The following is an 18,819-nucleotide window of genomic DNA, read 5'->3' as shown; positions in this document are numbered from 1 at the left end:
CTGCAGGCCGAGGCCGCTGTGGTCGCCGAACACCCAGGCATCCTGCTGATCTCGGACAAGGGCTTCGCGTCCAAGGCATTCGAGCGGAACCTGGCCGAGCAGGGCATCGAACTGCTACGGCCGTCACGCAAGAAGGAGAAAACCCGTTACGGCGAGGCGACGCTCAAGAAGGTCCGCCAGCTCATCGAGTCAGTCAACGACACCCTCAAGGGCCAGCTTGACCTGGAGGAACACGGCGGCCGTACCTTCGCCGGCGTTGCCGTGCGGGTGGCTCAACGTCTCCTGGCCATGGCCGCCGCGATCTGGCACAACAACAAGACCAACGCACCCGTCACCCGATCACTGATCGCCTACGACCAGGGACCGGACTTCGGAACAACTCGTCTAGCGTCAACCCGACCGAGCGAAGTGGAGCGTGACGATGGCAAGGGCGAGCCTGCGCGAGCACGGCGATGGCCAACTCCCAGTTGGGGTTGGTGGTGATCCGCATCGATCCGAAACCCATTCGGCGTACGGTACGGTCGCCAAGCGCCCAGGCGCCGGCGGCGGTTGCGGTGATCTCGTCAACGGGCATTCGGCGAGGCTAACCTGATGCCCCTGAGCTGCGCATTCGTGTGATCGCCCGATACCGGGACGGCACACCCGATGTTACTTTTGTTGTGCTGTCGGAGCAGGCTTGCCGCTTTTCCGGCTCTGAACTTCGACGAAGCGCTTGAGCAGCATGTCGTGCCGGAACTCGTACCTGGGACCGACCGCGCGCAGGATGTTCCGGCGGCGCGCGTCCTCAAGGAAGGCCATCAGGCGCAGGGGCGTTCCCTCGGTGCGGGCGAGGTCCACCATCGCGAACGCGGTGGCCACGCCGACATTCCGGGCCAGCGCGGCGGTGATGGCGGCCATGAGCGCGAAGGTTGCGCCCACCGCGAGGCCGGCCCGCAGGCCGTCGACGGATCCGGTCGATCCCCCGACGAACAGACCTACCGCGAGACCCACCAGAATTCCCAGCCCGAGACGTAGGCCGAGGTGGTGCCGCCACACCTCCCGAGGGTCGAGCGTTCTGACCTCCATCTCCGCCGGGCCGTTCCCGTCCCGGATGGGGTCGAACGACGGACCCGCCCCGACACCGATGATCGTCCCGGACACCATCTGATAGCCCCGGCCGGTGATGAGGATCGCGCCGAACGTCAGCGTCAACGCGCCGGTGTACAGCACCCAGGGCGGCGGCGGATCATTCCCCAGCACGCCCGACTGGGTCAGTAACACCGACCCCGGGCCGGACAGGGACCACACCACGAACCCCACGGGCACGGCCCGGGGCGGAAAGATGTCCCGCCAGCCCGCAGTGGTCAGGGCATCGTCGTCGCCGGATGTCGTCGACTTCGAGGACAGCCGCTGGAACACGTTGGCGCCCAGTCCGATGCTGGTGATCGCGGCGTAGCGGAGTTCCATCACGGGTGGCAGGAGGATGAACCCGACGATGGTCTGGAACACAGCGGCGGCGGTCGCGACGATCAGGGGCGCACGCCGGGACGTGACCCAGGACGGAATCGTCCACCACCGTAGCGACTTGTTTTCCTGCTGATCGAGGCGCCTGGCCAGCAGCCGCAGCGTGTGGGTGGCCTGGTCGATTGAGAACGGCGGTGCGGGTTGGCGCGGCCGGGGCCGGTACGCGGACCAGACGATCTCGTCGAGCAGGTGACGCTGGACGGCCAGCGGGGTGGGAAAGCGATTCCGATCGAGCAACTCGTCGACGCTGCGGTCATTCCCGGCGTTGTCGTAGACCTCGTTGGTGAGGCTGACGAAGAGCGGGTTGGCGAGCGCGGTCGCCAACCTTCCCTGCGGTTCCCCAGCGAGGTTCGCGGTCACCGCTGCCCAGGCCGGCGGGACCGGCTCTGGCCGGTCGTGCAGGAGGTACGCCACCGCGTCCGAGGAATCGACGGCCCTGAGTTCCACCATCACGCCGGAGCCCTGCGGGACCTTCTGCAGCGTGGTGGACGCCTCATGGGCTCGCGAGATGAGGACGATCCGGTAGTTCGCGTCGCTCAGCGCCGACATGATGACTGGCCGGAGGGACTTCTGGACCTGGTCGAAGCCGTCGAGGAAAACCGAGATGCGGCCTTCCTCAAGTAACTCCTCGGCCGCCGCGCGCCCGACGCGGCCCCGGAACATCGAGTACCGCCGAGCCAGCCGGCCGACGAGCCACCGCGTCGGATCCTCGTCGTTTGGATTCCAGCCGACCAGGTCGAACAGGACCGGCACCGGCACCCGGGCGGCGTGTTCGGATCCGCCGTTCTTCCGATGTTCCAGCGCGGCGCGCAGGAGCAGCACGGCGGCCGTGGTCTTTCCCGCCGCGGGCTCTCCGGTGAGGATGAGCCGACCCGATCCGAGCCCGCCGTAGAGGGTGTGCAACTCGTCGAGACCGCCACCGTTGGCCAGAATCTCCTGGGTGACGCGCTGGACACCTGCCAACGGAGAGAAGTTTTTCTGCCCGTCGACGGCCGACTTGAACTTCTTAGGTACGTTCCGGGTGGTCAACTGCCATCGCACCGGCAACCGGGGTTGCGCCGTCAGCCGGCGGAGCTTGGCTTCCCTGTCCCACTGGCGTTTCACCGCCTTCGCGAGCTGGTCCGCCCATCCGTCGAGGACCCGCTCGGCTGCGGCCTGACGAGCGTTCAACCACCCCCAGAGAATGAGAGAGACGACAAGGAGAACCGGTGCGAGTGGCAGGTATCTGCGCGGAATGTTGTTGGAGATGACGCTTGTCGCGATCCCCATCACCAGGGTCAGCCAGAGCAGATAGTTGGCTATCCGGAGGGATCGCACCCGCACTCCCAGCTCGTTCGCTCACCGGCTGACCCACTCGATCTGCCGCGATGCCGCACGGTCGCTTGCTCGCCTCATCCTATGCGAATTTGGCGCGGATCCTCCGGCTCCCCCCGGCCGCCGACGCCGGTAACCGCGTTGGTCGCCGACACCACGACCGGCGCCGCAAGCATGCTTCGGCCAGGCGGAACGTGACTAGCCCTGCTCTTTCACGAGGGTTGTGGCAGTGGTGGGCGCCGGGTTGATGTTGATGTGTGTTGATGTGGTTCGGGTTTGGGTGTGGTTAGGTAACCGGCGATGGTGTCGGTGTCCTCCGTGGTCTTCCGGGTTGTGGTGGTCGGGGCGGTTCTGCCTGGTCAGGTGGCGGGTTGGGGTAGTGCGGTCAGGTGGGCGAAGGCGGTGGCGAGGTGATCTCGCCAGGGCCAGGTCGCGGCGATGCGTCGTGGACGAAGTCGCCGCCGCCGTTGCTGCCCGTGAGCCGGTCAGCGGAATACGTATTGTCGGCATCGACGGCCCGAGCAGCTCGGGAAAGAGCCACCTCGCCCGCAGCCTCTCCAAGGCGCTGAAGGCGCCGATCATCGAGATCGACGACTTCGTCTCATGGGAGGACTTCGCCGGATGGTGGCCACGCTTCGACACCCCGGTACTCACACCGCTGCTTCGCGGCGAGGATGCCCACTACCAGGCCAGAGACTGGACGGACTGGTACGGCAACACCCTCGGCGAGTGGAAAACCCAGCCCTGGGCACCCATCATGATCTTCGAAGGCGTCACCTGCACCCGCCGCGATACGATCGATCGACTTGCCTACACCATCTGGGTCGACGCACCAGCACCATTGCGACTGGCGCGCGGCCTCGCCCGCGACAGCTCCTTCGTCGGCGTCGAGCAGCTCTGGCAGAAATGGATGACCGAGGAAGAAAGTTTCTTCGCCTCGGACGGCACCCGCGACCGCGCCGACCTCATCATCGACACCGCCGACCACGGATGACTGCGGTTTCGCCTGACTCAGCAAACGAGGAAATGGCCAACTAGATCCGGACGGATCGGCGCTGTCCCTCCGCGGGCAGTTGTCCCCGGCCTGGTCACCACGCCGACCGCTGTCCACCTAATTGCGGACCGGACAGCCGACCGGGCATCCCGGACGGCCCTTTTCGAGAAGGTCCTACAGTTGCCCCACGTCCGTGATCCGGACGACCGCCGCGCCCGTCTCGTCGGAGGCGACCAGGTCCACCTCGGCACTGATGCCCCAGTCGTGGTCGCCGTCGGGATCGTCGAGGATCTGCCGTACGGTCCACCGCTCCCGGCCCTGCTCGATCATCAGCAGCGCCGGGCCGCGCGCGTCCGGCCCCACCCCGATCGCGTCGTACGACTCGAAGTACGGCTCCAGCGCGTCGGCCCACGCATCGGCGTCCCAGCCGTCGGCGGCGTCGAGTTCGCCGAGCAGATCCCAGCGGCGCAGCGCGGCCAGCTCGACCCGGCGGAACAGCGCGTTGCGCACCAGCACCCGGAAGGCCCGCGCGTTGCGGGTCACCGCCGGCGGACGGTCGTCCAGGCTGGCGGCGACCTCCGCCACGTCGGACGGGTTGCGCAGCCGCTCCCACTCGTCGATCAGGCTGGAGTCGACCTGGCGGACCAGCTCGCCCAGCCACTCGATGAGGTCGATCAGTTCCTCGGTCTTGGCGTCCTCGGGCACCGTCTGCCGCAGCGTCTTGTACGCGTCGGCCAGGTAGCGCAGGACCAGGCCTTCCGAGCGGGTCAGCCCGTAGAACTGCACGTACTCGCCGAAGGTCATCGCCCGCTCGTACATGTCCCGGACGACGGACTTGGGGGAGAGCTGGTGGTCGGCGACCCACGGGTGCCCCTGCCGGTACATCTCGTACGCCGACTCCAGCAGCTCCGCGAGCGGCTTGGGCCAGGTCACCTCGTCGAGCAGTTCGATGCGCGCCTCGTACTCGATGCCCTCGGCCTTCATCGCGGCGACCGCCTCGCCGCGGGCCTTGAACTGCTGCGCGGAGAGCACCTGGCGCGGGTCGTCCAGGATCGACTCGATCACCGAGAGCACGTCCAGGGCGTACGACGGGGACGCCGTGTCCAGCAGCTCGATCGTGGCCAGCGCGAGGGGGGAGAGCGGCTGGTTGAGCGCGAAGTCGAGCTGGAGGTCGACGGTGAGCCGGACCCGCCGGCCGTTCTCGTCGGGCTCGTCGAGCTGCTCGACCACGCCGCCGGCCCGCAACGCCCGGTAGATGGCGATGGCCCGGCGGATGTGCCGGCGCTGGGCGGCGCGTTCCTCGTGGTTGTCGGTGAGCAGGTGCCGCATGGCGGCGAACGCGTCGCCCGGCCGGCCGATGACGTTGAGCAGCATCGAGTGGCTGACCTGGAAGCTGGAGGTCAGCGGCTCCGGCTCGGCCTCGACCAGTCGCTGGAAGGTCGGCTCGCCCCAGCCGATCGAGCCCTCCGGCGGCTTCTTCTTGACCACCTTGCGGCGCTTCTTCGGATCGTCGCCGGCCTTGGCGAGGGCCTTCTCGTTCTCGATGACGTGCTCGGGGGCCTGCACGACGACCCGGCCGAGGGTGTCGAAGCCGGCCCGGCCGGCGCGTCCGGCGATCTGGTGGAACTCGCGGGCCTTGAGCAGCCGGGTCCGGACGCCGTCGTACTTGCTCAGACCGGTGAAGAGCACGGTGCGGATCGGCACGTTGATGCCGACGCCGAGGGTGTCGGTGCCGCAGATGACCTTGAGCAGCCCGGCCTGGGCCAGGGTCTCCACCAGCCGGCGGTACTTCGGCAGCATGCCGGCGTGGTGCACGCCGATGCCGTGCCGCACCAGCCGGGACAGGGTCTTGCCGAAGCCGGAGGTGAACCGGAAGTTCCCGATCGCCTCGGCGATCAGGTCCTTCTCGGCGCGGGTGCAGACGTTGACGCTCATCAGGGCCTGGGCGCGTTCCAGCGCGGCGGCCTGGGTGAAGTGCACGACGTACACCGGGGCCTGCTTCGTGGCCAGCAGTTCCTCCAGGGTCTCGTGCAGCGGCGTCATCGCGTACGAGAAGAGCAGCGGGACCGGCCGCTCGGCCGAGCGGACGACGGCGGTCGGCCGCCCGGTGCGCCGGGTCAAATCGTCGACGAACCGGGTGGTGTCGCCGAGCGTGGCGGACATCAGGACGAACTGCGCCTGCGGCAGCTCGATCAGCGGCACCTGCCAGGCCCAGCCCCGGTCCGGCTCGGCGTAGAAGTGGAACTCGTCCATGATCACCTGACCGACGTCGGCCCGCTTGCCCTCGCGCAGCGCGAGGTTGGCCAGGATCTCCGCGGTGCAGCAGATGATCGGGGCGTCGGCGTTGACGCTGGCGTCGCCGGTCAGCATGCCGACGTTCTCCGCGCCGAAGACCTCGCAGAGGGCGAAGAACTTCTCCGACACCAGGGCCTTGATCGGGGCGGTGTAGAAGGTCGTCCGGTCCTCGGCCAGGGCCGCGAAGTGCGCCGCGATGGCGACCAGGCTCTTGCCCGACCCGGTCGGGGTGTTCATGATCACGTTCGCGCCGGAGACGATCTCGATGACCGCCTCCTCCTGGTGCGGGTAGAGATCGAGGCCGCGCTCGGACGCCCAGCCGGCGAACGCGTCGAAGAGGGTGTCGGGGTCGGCGATTCGAGGCAGCGCGGCAGTGAGAGTCATGGCGCCCCCATCGTGCCCGCCGCAGGGCCCCACGCGCCAACCGGATCACTCACGCCCGGTCGGGCGTACCGCGCCGTCCGGGCGGCGAAGCCGGGTCAGCGGCGGGTGTGGACCAGGTCGAAGATCGGGCGACCCGCGGTGAGGGCGCGGCGCTCGAACTTCGTCACCGGGCGGTGCGCCGGCCGGGGCGCGTACCCGCCGTGCACGTCGACCAGTTCCGGGTCGGCGGTGAGCGTCTCGCGCATCGACTCGGCGTACTCGGCCCAGTCGGTGGCGCAGTGCAGCGTCCCGCCCGGGCGCAGCCGGGAGCGCAGCAGCGTCACATGGCGGGGCTGGATGATCCGCCGCTTGTGGTGCCGGGCCTTCGGCCACGGGTCGGGGAAGTAGACGTGCACCGCGTCCAGGCAACCCTCCGGCATCGCCCGGACCAGGTCCAGCGCGTCCCCCCGGGCCACCCGGACGTTGCCCAGGCCGTGCCGCTGCACCAGCTCCAGCAGGTTGCCGATTCCCGGCGTGTGCACCTCGACCGCCAGATAGTCTCGGCCCGGGTCGGCGGCGGCCATCGCGGCCGTGGCGTCGCCCATGCCGGAGCCGATCTCCAGCACCACCGCAGCCCCGCGACCGAAGAACACGCCCGGGTCGAACGGCCCGTCCAGCCCGGCGATGTCGAGGCCGTACGCGGGCCAGAGCCGGTCCAGCGCGTCGGTCTGCCGGCCGCTCATCCGGCCACGGCGGGGGTGGAAGGTACGGATCCCGGCGGGGTGCGTCGCCGCCGGGACGGCGGGGTTCTGGTCGATGGAGGTCACAGCGACCCGAGCGTACGCGACGGTTCCGGCGTATCGGATGTGAGGTACGCCCAGGGGTGAGACGATTCATCCCGTACGGCAGGCCGGTGCTCAGCCGCCCCGGCGCTGCCCGAGGGCGCCGAGAGGGGGCAGTGTGTCGGTCACGCTCCAGCGCACCGCGTGGGCGGTCACCTTCGGTGCCCTCGCCCCGGCGCTGTTCACTGCCGTCCCGGCGTACGCCGCCCGGCCCGTCGCCGCGCCGCCGCCCGTGCTCGCGCCGGCCCCGGGTGACCCGGCCGGGGGCTGGCCGGAACCGGGCGGGAATCCGCAGCCACCGCCCGGCAACGTCGTCTTCGTCGAGGTCCGCCCGAGCGTCGTGAGCCCCGGCTACCTGGTCGGACTGCGGGCCAGCTGCAAGGACAACTCGATCCCGGCGACCGTCGTCTCCGACGCCTTCGGCCGGGTCCAGGTGCACCCCCAGTACGGGTTGCTGACCGCCTCGGCGATGGTCAGGGAACGCACCCGGCCGGGCAACTACCGGGTCAAGCTGGAGTGCCGCGACGGTGCCACCGCCTCGACGATGCTCCAGGTGGTCAAGCAGGTGAAGACCAGTCCCGGCCCGCACACCGGCTTCGGCGGGGCGGCCGGCGGTCTCGGGCTCGGCGGGCTGCTGGTCCCCGGTGGGCTGGCGCTGACCATCGTCGGGGCGACCGTCGGCATCGTCGCGGCCCGGCGGCCCCGTGGCGCGGCCAGGGGCTGATCGACGTGACGGCCGCGCAGCCCGCCGCCGCACCCGCCGGTCGCCCTGACCGGCGGCAGGTCCGCAGCCCCTGGTCGACCCCGCTCGCCGTGCTGCTGGTGCTGATCGGCGTCTTCGCCACCGGCGCCGGTCTGGGGCGTACGGCCGGGCCCTTCGACTGGGCCGCCGGCCCCGGTGCGACGGCGAGCGCCGAGCCGCCGGCCGCCCGGGGCGCGGCCGGAGGGTTGCCGGCGAGCCGGCCGGTCAGCGTCGCCGTCCCGGCGATCCGGGTGGACGCCCCGGTGGCCCCGGTCGGCCAGGCCAGGGACGGGTCGATCGACGTGCCGCCGCTGAACCGGCACCACGAGACCGGCTGGTACGACCGTGGCCCCACCCCGGGCGAGCCGGGCCGGGCGATCATCGTCGGGCACGTCGACTCCAAGAGCGGCCCGGCTGTCTTCTACGACCTGCGCAAGCTAAAGCCCGGCGACACGATCGAGGTGACCCGGGACGACCGGCGGGTCGTCGTCTTCACGGTCGACTCGGTGGAGCACTTCGACAAGTCGAACCTGCCGGCCGACCGGGTGTACGGCCACGACGGCCCGCCCGCGCTCCGGCTGATCACCTGTGGCGGCGCCTGGGTCGGCGGGAACACCGGCTACGAGGACAACGTCATCGCCTTCGCCTCGCTGGCCGACAGCCGGCAACCCTGAGCCGACCCCGGGCAGCCCTGAGCGGCCGGTGCGGCGAGGCGGTCAGGCCTTGCCGGGGACGTGCTGGACGACCTCGAACTCCAGCAGCGTCGCGCCGGAGGCCACCGGTCGCCGCTGCTCGCCGCCCTCGCCGCCGGCGTGCGCGGCGCGGGACGGCCCGGACGCCCACGCCTGGTACGCCTCTTCGCTCTCCCAGCGGGTGTACACGAAGTAGCGCTCCTCCCCGGCCACCGGCCGTAGCAGCTCGAAGCCGAGGAAGCCGGGGGAGTTCTCCACCGCGCCGGCCCGGGCGGCGAACCGCTTCTCCAACTCCTCGCCGGCGCCGGGCGGGACGTCGATCGCGTTGATCTTCACGACTGCCATGGCTCCACCCTAGTCACCCGTCGGCGCCGGTGGCCCGTTCAGAAGGACTCGACGGCCGGCACCAGGTCGGCGTCCACCACGATCGGGGCGTGGTCGGACGGCCCCTTGCCCTTGCGCGCCTCCCGGTCCACGTACGCCGAGTTGACCGCCCGGGCGAACGACGCGGAGGCGTACACCAGGTCGATCCGCATGCCCTTGTTCTGGTGGAACATGCCGGCCCGGTAGTCCCAGTAGGTGTAGGGGTGCGGGCCCTTCATCGGGGTCGGCACCACGTCGCTGAGCCCCAGGTCGCGCAGCGCGGCGAGGGCGGCCCGCTCGGCCGGCGTGACGTGGGTGGAGGTGGCGAAGAGCGCCGGGTCCCAGACGTCGTCGTCGGTCGGCGCGACGTTGAAGTCGCCGCAGACCGCGACCGGCCCGCCGGAGTCCAGCTCCGGTTCCAGCGCGTCGCGCAGGGCGGCGAACCAGGACAACTTGTACGCGTAGTGCGGGTCGTCGGGGGCCCGGCCGTTCGGCACGTACACCGACCAGACCCGCACCCCGTCGCAGGTGGCCGAGATGGCCCGCGCCTCCGGCTCGGGGAACCCGGGCTCGCCGGGGAACCCGACCGCCACGTCGGCCAGCCCCACCCGGGACAGGATCGCCACGCCGTTCCACCGGCCGTCGCTGTGGCTGGCCACCTCGTAGCCCAGCTCGCCCACCTCGGCGACCGGGAACGCGCCGTCGGGGCACTTGGTCTCCTGCAGGCAGACCACGTCGGGGCCGGTGCCGGCCAGCCAGTCCAGCAGCCGGGGGAGTCGGGCCTTCACCGAGTTCACGTTCCAGGTCGCCAGGCGCATGTCTCCAGCCTGCCGTATCCCGTGCCGACGCGCCGTCTCAGCCGCGCCGGTCCCCGGGTCACCGCCCGGGTGCCCGCGACCGACCCCGCGGACGACGGACGGCGGTGCCCCGCGCGGGGGGGACACCGCCGTCGCCGGTGTGCGGCAGGTCAGGAGTTCGGGGTGTCGCCGGGGCGGCTCTGTTCGGCCAGGAAGCGCTCCAGCTCCGCACCGAGTTCGTCGGCGGTCGGCAGCGGCCCGGCCTCGGTGGCGAGCAGGTTCTTCTCCCCGCGCCCGCGGGCGAAGGCGTCGTACTGCTCCTCCAGGGCCTGGACCAGCGTGACGGCCTCGTCGGTCTGTGCGACCTGGCGGTCGATCTCCACCCGGACCACCTCGGCGGCGGTCCGCAGGCTGTCGCTCGGCAGCAGCAGCCCGGTGCTGCGGGAGACGGAGGAGAGCAGCACCTCGGCGGCGGCCGGGTACTCGGTCTGGGCGACGTAGTGGGGCACGTGCGCGGCGAAGCCGACCGCGTCCCGGCCCTGTTCGCCGAGCCGGTACTCCAGCAGGTGCCCGACGCTGCCGGGGACCTGCACCCGTTGCAACCAGGGCTCGTAGCCGGAGATCAGCTCGCGCCGGGTGGCGTGCGCGGTCACCCCGGTCGGGCGGGTGTGCGGCACGGCCATCGGGATCGAGTTGAGCCCGACGGTGAGCCGGACGTCGAGCCGGGCGGCCAGGGCGCTGACCGCCGCCACGAACCGCTCCCACTGCAGGTCCGGCTCAGGGCCGGTGAGCAGCAGGAACGGGGTCTCGTCGTCGTCGTGCAGCAGGTGCAGCGCCAGCTCCGGCGCGTCGTAGTGCTCCCAGTGGTCCTCGACGAAGGTCATCACCGGCCGGCGGGAGCGGTAGTCGAAGAGCTGGTCGACGTCGAAGGTGGCGATCCGTCGCGACTCCAGCGAGGTCAGCAGTTGCTCGCGGGCCAGCCGGCTGGCGCTGCCGGCGTCGACGAAGCCGGTGAGCGCCTGGATCAGTACCGGCTGGCCGAGGTCGGGCAGATCGTCGGTGAGCTGGTACAGCTCGTGTGGGTCGAGCACCGGTTCGGACCTCCTGAGGAAGCGCGCGTACGCGGGGGCCGTGCGCACACGGCACCCGGTTCGGGGAACGTACCCGCCGCGGGTATCCATTCCAGCAGGGGGCGGGTCGCCGTCGATTCGGTGATCAAAGCCGGGCGAAGCCCAGCATTTCGGCGATCATCCGGACCCGCGCTGTCCGCGTGGCCGGGTGAGGATCGTCCGAACGGTGGATGATGCCGATCATGCGGTCGGGGCGGGTGGTCTCCGCCCCGCCGTCCCGGTACGGCGGGAGCCGTGCCGTCTTCCCGGGTTGCCGGGTCCGGCGGGTTCGTGTTCTGCCCGCACGGGTCGCGCAGGGCTGTCCGGTTGTCGGCGGCCCGAGTGTGGGCAGCGCCACTGCGTGACGGTGGGTAACCGCCGGTGGGCCTGCCTAGCCTCGTCGGATGCGTGACGACGACACCATCGACGACCAGTACGCCCCCGAGGACACGACTGGCCGTTCGGACGATACCCCCTCGTCCGTTCAGGTCGGCGTTCTCCGTGGCGCCGCGGCGACCCGTCTCCTCCGTACCCGCCTCGGCGCCCTCGTTAACCCCCGCCGCCCGGCCCGGGTGGTCCTCGCCACCGGCGTGGTCTCCTGCCTGGGGCTGGCCACCTTCGCCGGCGTCCAGGCCTTCCCCACCGACCCGGTGACGCCGGTCGGTGCCGAGGCCGCCCTCGCCGAGCGGGCACAGGAGGAACCCGCCTCGCGCGGGCACGACCGCACCCTGGCCACCACGTCCCCCGCCCCCGTCCCCCCGACCGCCTCCCCGACCGCCTCCGCGTCCCCCACCGCCACGAAGAAGGCCAAGCCGAAGCCCAAGCCCAAGCCCAAGCCGAAGCGGATCGCCCCGGTGGCCGGTCTGGACCGGATGCAGATGGACAACGCGGTGAAGATCGTCAAGGCCGGCCGCGAGATGGGCGCGCCCCGGCAGGCGCTGGTCGTCGCCGTCGCCACCGCCATGCAGGAGAGCAAGCTCTACAACTACGCCAGCGGTGTGCTGCCCGAGTCGCAGAACTACCCGCACCAGGCCATCGGATGGGACCACGACTCGGTCGGCCTGTTCCAGCAGCGTCCCAGCAGCGGCTGGGGCACGGTCGCCGACCTGATGGACCCTGCGTACGCCACCCGGGCGTTCCTGGCCGTGCTGCTGGAGATCCCGGGCTGGCAGAACCTCCCGCTGACCGTCGCCGCCCAGGCCGTGCAGGTCTCCGCGTTCCCGGACGCGTACGCCCAGCACGAGTGGCTGGCCGTCGAGGTGGTCGAGGCCGTCCTGGGGTGAGGAGGCGTGGTGGTCGTTCACCGTTTGCCGGTCCGGGGTACACATGACGCAGGACCACCGATCGGAGGACGACATGTCACTGGTGCAGCGAATCACCGCGTTCCTGCGGTCCCCGAAGGGGCGGCAGCTGGTCGACCGGGGTCGGCGCGAGTTGGCCAAGCCGGAGAACCAGGCCAGGCTCAAGCAGGCGGCGAGCCGGTTCTCCGCCGGACGCCGGCGCTGACCGCCCCCGCCACGCCCTCGACACCGGGAGCCCTCGTGACCGACGCCGTGCCCGTCGACGACGAACCGACCGTCCCCACGCCACCGCCGGCCACCCCCGCCGCCGCGACCACCCCGGTCACCACGCCGACCGGCGAGCCGGACGCCCCCGAGGCGCCACCGGCGACGCTCTGGGACCGGATGCGGGAGGACCCGCAGTACGCCCCGGAGCACCTCGCCCTGGAGGCGGTCCGCCGGCTCGGTCCGGAGGCCGCCGCGTGGGCGGCCCGGGTCCGCGCCGAGCGGCCCGACGCCTCCGCCGACGAGCTCGCCGAGCAGGCGGTGCGCAGGTTCGTCAACCGGGCCCGCCTCTCCGGGGCGGTCTCCGGGGCGGCCGGCCTGCCCGGGGCGGTCATCGACGTCGGCGTGCTGGCCTGGACCCAGGCCCGGCTGGTGCTGCACGTCGCCGCCGCGTACGGGGTGGACCCGGTGCATCCGGACCGGGCCACCGACCTGCTGGTGCTGCAGAAGGTGCACAAGGCCGCCGAGGCGGCGCGGTTGGCCCTCGGGGTCGCCGCGGGGCGGGAACGGGCCGGTGCGCTCTTCGGTCACGCCGCGCAGAGCCCGCTGGGCAGGGTGATGCTGCAACTCGGCGTCCGGCTGGCCCGGATGGCCGGCGTCCGGGCGGCCAAGCGGATGTTCGCCAAGGTCGTCCCCGGCGCCGCGATCATCCTCGGCACCTGGGCCAACTCCTCGGCCACCAAGGACCTCGCCGAGCGTGCCCGGGCGCTCTACCGGGCCGGTCGGCCCGGCGTACCCCAGCCTCGCCAACCCTGACCTGCGGTCCCGCCGCCGCCGTCCCCGCACCCGGGCACGGCGGCGGCGTCGTCTCCCCGCCACGGCGACCGCCTCGCGTGGCCCTGCCGGCTCTCCCGGGCGCTGGCGACGTGCCGTCGACGGCGCGGTCAGAGCCGCCATCCAGCGGCCGGGAAGGTGACGTCGGCGAGCCGGTTCTGCCCGGAGACGTTGGGGTGGAACCAGTCCAGCGCGTTCACGTCGTCGAGGGTGAAGCGGGCCCGGTGCGCCGCGCCGCCGTCGTACCGGCAGCGTGCCCCGTACGCCCGGCAGGCCGCCTTCAACTGGGCGTTGTAGGCGGCGACCCGCTGGCGGAAGGTGGCCCGGCGGGCCCGGTCGGCCGGCGCGGTGGAGGTCGGGTTCGCCAGCAGCGCCGGGCAGACACCGGCCCGCCAGGCCCGGGTGGCGCGCGGCTCGGTGTGCCCGATCTCCCAGAGCCGGTGCAGGTCGGGGATGCTCACCAGCAGCACCCGCGCCTTCGGCCGGCCCTTCCGCAGCACCCGCAGGCCCCGGTCGACCTGGCTGCGGAACGTCGCCACCGGCGTCATCTGGTCGACGTCCTTGCGGCAGGCGTCGTTGGCGCCGATCAGCACGGTCACGTAGTCCGCCTTGTCGCGGACGGCGGCCTCGGCCTGGCCGGCGAGCGCGCCGGCGCGGGCCCCGGGCGCGGCGTGGTTGCGGGCCCGGCCGCGCAGGCCCGGGTCGGCGTCGAGCAGCCGGCGGTAGTGGCTTTCCACCCGGATGCCGTCGCCGGTGGACCACGAGTTGCGCTGGCACGAGGTGAGCACCAGGCAGGAGCCGAAGCCGGTGCTGATCGAGTCGCCCAGCGCGGCCATCGTGGCGGGCCGCCCGGGCTTCGGTGTCGGGCGGGGCGAGCCTGACCCGCCCTCCTCACAGGCGAGGGCGACCAGTGCCAGGAGGCAGGCGGCGGCGGCGACCCAGCGGCGTGGCATGTCTTCCCCCGGTCCGGCGGTGACGGCACGGTGACTGTATGGGGGAGGCCGCCCGGCGCAACCCGCTCCTGTCGACTTTCAGGCAGTGTCTATATTTGGAAACACTGATCTGCTAGGACGCTCGGCGCAGCATTCGCCACGGCGCGGGCTGCCCGTGCAGCCACCAGTGCAACGCCCGGGTGATCCGGGGCAGCACCAGGTACGTCATCAACGGGGTCAGGCAGAGCGTCATGATCAGCGTACGCAGGGCCAGCGGGGCGTCGCCGATGAACCGGGCGGTGAGCAGGGTCGCGGTCAGGCTCAACGGGAAGAACGCCAGCCAGATCGTCACGGCCTGCTTCCAGCGCGGCGGCGTGGCCGGCGGGACCGGTTCCCCGACGGCCGGTGTCACCATCTCCACCACGTGGTCCACCGGCGGGTCGAACCAGCCCTCGATGCCGGTGCGCCGCTCCGTCCGGGTGTGCTCGACGATGCCCTGCGCCGAGGTGAGCCACCAGTGCCGCTGCGGGGACTCCTCCCAGCGGCGCAGCGTGTCGCCGTCGGCGAATCGGTAGAGCATGTGCCACTCGGCCGAGCCGGGCGCGCTCTGCACCCAGCCGGCGCCGAGGAAACCCGGGAAGCTCTCGGCCAGCGCCGTGCCGGCGCGCATCCAGGCGACCATCTCGTGGGCACGCGCGGGATCGGCACGCCGGGCGATCGCGACGGTCACCGGCACCGCGTGGGTCGTGGTCATGCCCTCATCCTTCCCGCCGCCTCCGGTGTCGGTCCGGTCGCGGCGCACGGTTGTAACGCAACCCACCGGGCCGTCGCATCCGCCGGATACCCGTTCCGTGGCCGGCATCACCCGGCCGTGGCGGTGTGCCCGCGCCGATCGGGCGGCAGCGTCCGCCGGTTAGGCCGATGCCTGCGGGGGTAGCCCGAGGAGATGACGAGATCGCAGCCCCGGCGTGCCCGTGGCACGGTCGGGCACGCCTACAGCGCGCTGAACCTCCGCCTGACGCTGGCCCTGTTCGGCCTGGTCAGCATGACCGTCTTCGCGGTGCTCGCCTTCCGGGCCGACGTGGCCTGGCTGGGGGTGGCGTGCGCGGTCCTCGCCGTGGTCGCCGTGGTCGACCTGGTCGTCATCCAGCGCCGCCGCGCCGCCCGCCGCCACGAGGAGCCGGGCACACGGCACTCACTCTTCGAGTGACAGGAGTACGAGATGCCCATCGCCACCACCAACCCCGCCACCGGCCAGCTGCTCAAGTCGTACGACGCGATGTCGGACGAGCAGGTCGACGCCGCGATCGAGCGGGCCGACCTGGCCTTCCACCAGTTGCGGCGCACGACGATCGCGCAGCGGGGACGGTGGCTCGTCGCCGCCGCCGACCTGCTGGAGGCCGAGCGGGACGAGACCGCCCGGCTGATGACCACGGAGATGGGCAAGACGTACGCCGCGGCGAAGGCCGAGGTGACCAAGTGCGCCACGGCCTGCCGGTTCTACGTCGCGCACGCGCCGGAGATGCTCGCCGACGAGCCCGCCGACGCGGGGGCGGTCTCGGCGAAACGGGCCTTCGTGCGCTACCAGCCGATCGGGCCGGTGCTCGCGGTGATGCCGTGGAACTTCCCGCTCTGGCAGGTGCTGCGGTTCGCCGCGCCGGCGCTGATGGCCGGCAACACCGGCCTGCTCAAGCACGCCTCCAACGTGCCGCAGACCGCCCTCTACCTGGAGGACCTGTTCCGCCGGGCCGGCTTTCCGGAGGGCGCGTTCAGCACCCTGCTGGTCGGCTCGGACGCCGTCGAGAAGATCCTCGGCGACCCCCGGGTCCGCGCCGCCACCCTCACCGGCAGCGAGGGGGCGGGCCGCTCGATCGCCCGGATCGCCGGACGGGAGTTGAAGAAGACGGTGCTGGAACTGGGCGGCAGCGACCCGTTCGTGGTGATGCCCTCGGCCGACGTGGACCGGGCCGCCGAGGTGGCGACCACCGCCCGCTGCCAGAACAACGGCCAGTCCTGCATCGCCGCGAAGCGGTTCATCGTCCACACCGACGTCTTCGACGCCTTCGCCGAGAGGTTTGCCGCGAACATGGCCGCGCTGCGGGTCGGCGACCCGATGGACGAGGGCACCGACGTCGGCCCGCTGGCCAGCTCCGGCGGCCGGGACGAGATCCACGCCCAGGTGCGGGACGCGGTGGAGCACGGCGCGACCGTGCTCTGCGGCGGGGAGCTGCCCGCCGGGGAGGGCTGGTTCTACCCGCCGACCGTGGTCACCGACCTGACCCCGCGGATGCGGATGTGGGCCGAGGAGGTGTTCGGGCCGGTCGCCGGTCTCTACCGGGCGTCGTCGTACGACGAGGCGATCGAGGTCGCCAACGGCACCTCCTTCGGTCTCGGCGCCAACGCCTGGACCACCGACCCGGCCGAGCAGGAGCGCTTCGCCACCGACCTGGACGCCGGCAACGTCTTCATCAACGGGATGACCACGTCGTACCCGGAACTGCCCTTCGGTGGGGTGAAGAACTCCGGGTACGGCCGTGAGCTGTCGGCGATCGGCATGCGCGAGTTCTGCAACACCAAGACCGTCTGGGTGGGGGAGGGCGCCGCCTCGGCCGGCGCCGGTGCCCACGCCGAGTAGCGATTGACCGGGCACCGTCATGGGTAGGAACGCTGCCCATGACGGTGTTCGGCTTCCACGCCTCCCACGAGCAGATCCACCCGAGCAAGCTGCTGGAGTCGGTGATCCACGCCGAGCGGGCCGGCTTCGGGGCGGCCATGTCCTCGGACCACTTCTCGCCGTGGAGCGCCCGGCAGGGGCAGTCCGCCTTCGCCTGGTCCTGGCTCGGCGCCGCCCTGCAGGCCACCACCCTGCCGTTCGGCGTGGTCAACGCTCCCGGCCAGCGGTACCACCCGGCCATCATCGCCCAGGCGATCGGCACCCTCGGGGCGATGTACCCGGGCCGGTTCTGGGCCGCCCTCGGCTCGGGCGAGGCGAGCAACGAGCACATCACCGGCGACGCCTGGCCGCGTAAGGACGTGCGCAACGCGCGGCTGCGCGAGTGCGTCGACGTCATCCGGGCGCTGCTCGCCGGTGAGGAGGTCAGCCACGACGGGCTCGTCCGGGTGGACCGGGCGAAGCTGTGGACCCGGCCGGAGCAGCCGCCCGCGTTGATCGGGGCGGCCGTGAGCGTGCGGACCGCGCGCTGGTGTGCCGAGTGGGCCGACGGCCTGATCACCGTCAACGCCCCGACCGAGCACCTGCGGCAGATGATCGACGCGTACCGGGACGCGGGTGGGCGGGGGCCGCTGCACCTGCAGGTGCACGTGAGCTGGGCGCCCGAGCAGGCCGAGGCCGAGGCCATCGCGTACGACCAGTGGCGCAGCAACGTCTTCGCCCCGCCGGTCTGCTGGGACCTGGACACCGCCGAGCACTTCGACGTGGTCAGCGAGCAGGTGCCGATGGAGAAGGTCACCGAGGTGGTCAACGTCTCGGCCGACCCCGCTCGGCACGTCGGCTGGCTCGCCGAGTACGTCGAGCTGGGCTTCGACCAGATCGCCCTGCACCACGTCGGGCAGGAGCAGCGGGCCTTCATCGACACCTTCGGCGCGGAGGTGCTGCCGAAGCTGCGCGCTGCCGGTTGAGCCCGCCGGCCGCTCAGGTCAGCCGGCGCTGGAGCACCTGGCCGGGCCACGGGGCGCGGCCGGGCCGCTCGACGGTGAACGGATCGGTGGCGGTGAAGCCGCAGCCCTCGTAGAAGCGGACCAGCGCCCGGTCGTCGCCGCCGTAGCAGTCCACCCGCAGCAACCCCAGGCCCCGGGCCCGGGCCAGCTGCGCCGCGTACGCCAACAGCCGCGCCCCGATCCCGTGGCCCGCGTACGCCCGGTCGGTGACCAGCAGGTTCACGTACAGCTCCGGCTCGGTCGCCGGGGGAACGTAGGCGGTTGCCGCACCCACCACCAGCGCGCCCACGGCCGCGTCACCGGCCTCAGCCAGGTGCAGGCCACCACCGGTGGCCCACGCCTCGGCCTGGGCGATTCGGCGAGGATCGGTCGACGCCGGCTCGGTGCCCCACTGGCCGGTCCGTCCGTGCGCCACCAGCCAGGCAGTGGCGTCGTCGAGCAGGCGCAGCACGGTGCTGGCGTCGTCCGGGCCGCCTGGTCGGATGGTGATCGTCTGCCGGTCGGTCATGTGGCCATGCTGCTAGACGAGTAAGTCCTAATCCTGGTCAGTGGTCGTAGGCGATCAAGGACCTGGTCAGGGGTTGTCCGGTGGTCCGGTTGTGCCAGATGGCGGCGGTCATGGCCAGGAGCCGTTGTGCGACGCGGGCGGCGACGCCTTCGATGCTGCGGCCGCCGTGTAGCTCGAGGTCGAGCTGGCCCTTGAGGGTGTCGTTGACCGATTCGATGAGTTGCCGGATCGGCTTGAGCAGGTGCTCGCCGGGGCGTGGGGTGCGGTTGCGGTAGGACGGTCGCAGCAGCCGCACTCCACGCTCGGCCAGCCAGCGGTCCAGTTCACCGGACACGTAGCCCTTGTCCG

General features: G+C 71.9%; 18 protein-coding genes and 2 pseudogenes. 10 read left to right on the top strand and 10 right to left on the bottom strand.

The annotated features are described in order from the left end of the window. A pseudogene (locus GA0070560_RS29680) lies at nucleotides 1-357 on the top strand (transposase); the annotation flags it as partial. Between the two features lie 291 nt (nucleotides 358-648). Here GA0070560_RS29680 and GA0070560_RS27385 read toward each other — a convergent pair. Then, on the bottom strand, nucleotides 649-2,820 hold the full coding sequence (locus GA0070560_RS27385; RefSeq protein ID WP_139131618.1) for a hypothetical protein: 2,172 nt from the start codon (nucleotides 2,818-2,820) through the stop codon (nucleotides 649-651). Nucleotides 2,821-3,262: 442 nt separating this feature from the next. Here GA0070560_RS27385 and GA0070560_RS27380 point away from each other — a divergent pair, with 442 nt between their 5' ends. Beyond that, the gene (locus GA0070560_RS27380; protein WP_091302957.1) at nucleotides 3,263-3,811 is read left to right on the top strand and encodes a uridine kinase family protein; all 549 of its coding nucleotides are present in this window, start codon (nucleotides 3,263-3,265) and stop codon (nucleotides 3,809-3,811) included. 174 nt (nucleotides 3,812-3,985) lie between these two features. On the opposite strand, the gene GA0070560_RS27375 is transcribed toward GA0070560_RS27380, so the two are convergent. Both GA0070560_RS27375 and trmB read right to left on the bottom strand, forming a co-directional pair. Beyond that, a complete protein-coding gene (locus tag GA0070560_RS27375; RefSeq protein ID WP_091302955.1) occupies nucleotides 3,986-6,490 on the bottom strand; it encodes a DEAD/DEAH box helicase in 2,505 nt (834 codons plus the stop codon). A 95-nt stretch (nucleotides 6,491-6,585) separates the two neighbouring features. Further along, on the bottom strand, nucleotides 6,586-7,212 hold the full coding sequence (gene trmB, locus GA0070560_RS27370; RefSeq protein ID WP_425412729.1) for a tRNA (guanosine(46)-N7)-methyltransferase TrmB: 627 nt from the start codon (nucleotides 7,210-7,212) through the stop codon (nucleotides 6,586-6,588). A 217-nt stretch (nucleotides 7,213-7,429) separates the two neighbouring features. Between trmB and GA0070560_RS27365 the strand changes: the two genes are divergently transcribed. Both GA0070560_RS27365 and GA0070560_RS27360 read left to right on the top strand, forming a co-directional pair. Next, nucleotides 7,430-8,035, top strand: a complete 606-nt coding sequence (locus tag GA0070560_RS27365; protein WP_425412727.1) for a hypothetical protein — start codon at nucleotides 7,430-7,432, stop codon at nucleotides 8,033-8,035. Then, entirely contained in the window at nucleotides 8,032-8,727 is a 696-nt protein-coding gene (locus GA0070560_RS27360; RefSeq protein WP_425412728.1) for a class F sortase, read from the top strand. Before GA0070560_RS27365 ends, GA0070560_RS27360 begins: the two co-directional genes overlap by 4 nt. A 42-nt stretch (nucleotides 8,728-8,769) precedes the next feature. Here the strand turns inward: GA0070560_RS27360 and GA0070560_RS27355 are convergent, their stop codons facing one another. From GA0070560_RS27355 to GA0070560_RS27345, 3 genes are all read right to left on the bottom strand, one after another. Then, entirely contained in the window at nucleotides 8,770-9,090 is a 321-nt protein-coding gene (locus tag GA0070560_RS27355; protein ID WP_091302949.1) for an antibiotic biosynthesis monooxygenase family protein, read from the bottom strand. A gap of 38 nt (nucleotides 9,091-9,128) precedes the next feature. Continuing rightward, a complete protein-coding gene (locus GA0070560_RS27350; RefSeq protein ID WP_091302948.1) occupies nucleotides 9,129-9,926 on the bottom strand; it encodes an exodeoxyribonuclease III in 798 nt (265 codons plus the stop codon). Between the two features lie 149 nt (nucleotides 9,927-10,075). Beyond that, on the bottom strand, nucleotides 10,076-10,996 hold the full coding sequence (locus GA0070560_RS27345) for a proteasome assembly chaperone family protein (RefSeq protein ID WP_091302946.1): 921 nt from the start codon (nucleotides 10,994-10,996) through the stop codon (nucleotides 10,076-10,078). A 422-nt stretch (nucleotides 10,997-11,418) separates the two neighbouring features. Between GA0070560_RS27345 and GA0070560_RS27340 the strand changes: the two genes are divergently transcribed. The 3 genes from GA0070560_RS27340 to GA0070560_RS27330 all read left to right on the top strand — a co-directional run bounded on the left by GA0070560_RS27340 (nucleotide 11,419) and on the right by GA0070560_RS27330 (nucleotide 13,335). Then, nucleotides 11,419-12,297 carry a peptidase M23 gene (locus GA0070560_RS27340; RefSeq protein ID WP_091302943.1) on the top strand — a complete coding sequence of 293 codons (879 nt, stop codon included), beginning with the start codon at nucleotides 11,419-11,421 and terminating at the stop codon, nucleotides 12,295-12,297. A 73-nt stretch (nucleotides 12,298-12,370) separates the two neighbouring features. Beyond that, complete coding sequence (locus GA0070560_RS28935) at nucleotides 12,371-12,520, top strand: hypothetical protein (protein ID WP_170839607.1); 150 nt, start codon at nucleotides 12,371-12,373, stop codon at nucleotides 12,518-12,520. Between the two features lie 35 nt (nucleotides 12,521-12,555). Then, complete coding sequence (locus GA0070560_RS27330) at nucleotides 12,556-13,335, top strand: EcsC family protein (protein WP_245675751.1); 780 nt, start codon at nucleotides 12,556-12,558, stop codon at nucleotides 13,333-13,335. A 128-nt stretch (nucleotides 13,336-13,463) separates the two neighbouring features. On the opposite strand, the gene GA0070560_RS27325 is transcribed toward GA0070560_RS27330, so the two are convergent. Further along, the gene (locus tag GA0070560_RS27325; protein ID WP_091302939.1) at nucleotides 13,464-14,306 is read right to left on the bottom strand and encodes a GDSL-type esterase/lipase family protein; all 843 of its coding nucleotides are present in this window, start codon (nucleotides 14,304-14,306) and stop codon (nucleotides 13,464-13,466) included. A gap of 112 nt (nucleotides 14,307-14,418) precedes the next feature. After that, complete coding sequence (locus tag GA0070560_RS27320) at nucleotides 14,419-15,039, bottom strand: antibiotic biosynthesis monooxygenase (protein WP_091302937.1); 621 nt, start codon at nucleotides 15,037-15,039, stop codon at nucleotides 14,419-14,421. 192 nt (nucleotides 15,040-15,231) lie between these two features. On the opposite strand from GA0070560_RS27320, the gene GA0070560_RS27315 reads away from it, so the two are divergent. From GA0070560_RS27315 to GA0070560_RS27305, 3 genes are read left to right on the top strand one after another with little or no spacing between them, the layout of a single operon-like run. Continuing rightward, on the top strand, nucleotides 15,232-15,495 hold the full coding sequence (locus GA0070560_RS27315) for a DUF6343 family protein (RefSeq protein WP_091302935.1): 264 nt from the start codon (nucleotides 15,232-15,234) through the stop codon (nucleotides 15,493-15,495). A gap of 12 nt (nucleotides 15,496-15,507) precedes the next feature. Continuing rightward, nucleotides 15,508-16,920 (top strand): NADP-dependent succinic semialdehyde dehydrogenase, encoded by a 1,413-nt coding sequence (locus GA0070560_RS27310; protein ID WP_091302933.1) that lies wholly within the window; start codon nucleotides 15,508-15,510, stop codon nucleotides 16,918-16,920. Nucleotides 16,921-16,958: 38 nt separating this feature from the next. Further along, on the top strand, nucleotides 16,959-17,924 hold the full coding sequence (locus tag GA0070560_RS27305) for a TIGR03885 family FMN-dependent LLM class oxidoreductase (protein WP_091302931.1): 966 nt from the start codon (nucleotides 16,959-16,961) through the stop codon (nucleotides 17,922-17,924). Nucleotides 17,925-17,937: 13 nt separating this feature from the next. Here GA0070560_RS27305 and GA0070560_RS27300 read toward each other — a convergent pair whose 3' ends face one another. Then, nucleotides 17,938-18,471 carry a GNAT family N-acetyltransferase gene (locus GA0070560_RS27300; RefSeq protein WP_091302929.1) on the bottom strand — a complete coding sequence of 178 codons (534 nt, stop codon included), beginning with the start codon at nucleotides 18,469-18,471 and terminating at the stop codon, nucleotides 17,938-17,940. A 37-nt stretch (nucleotides 18,472-18,508) separates the two neighbouring features. Then, nucleotides 18,509-18,819, bottom strand: a pseudogene (locus tag GA0070560_RS27295) (IS982 family transposase); the annotation flags it as partial.

Origin of the sequence: Micromonospora halophytica (assembly GCF_900090245.1) — a bacterium.
In the GTDB taxonomy this organism is placed as follows: Bacteria; Actinomycetota; Actinomycetes; order Mycobacteriales; family Micromonosporaceae; genus Micromonospora; species Micromonospora halophytica.
Note: the sequence above shows the minus strand (reverse complement) of the source record. Positions and strands in the feature narration are given on the sequence as shown.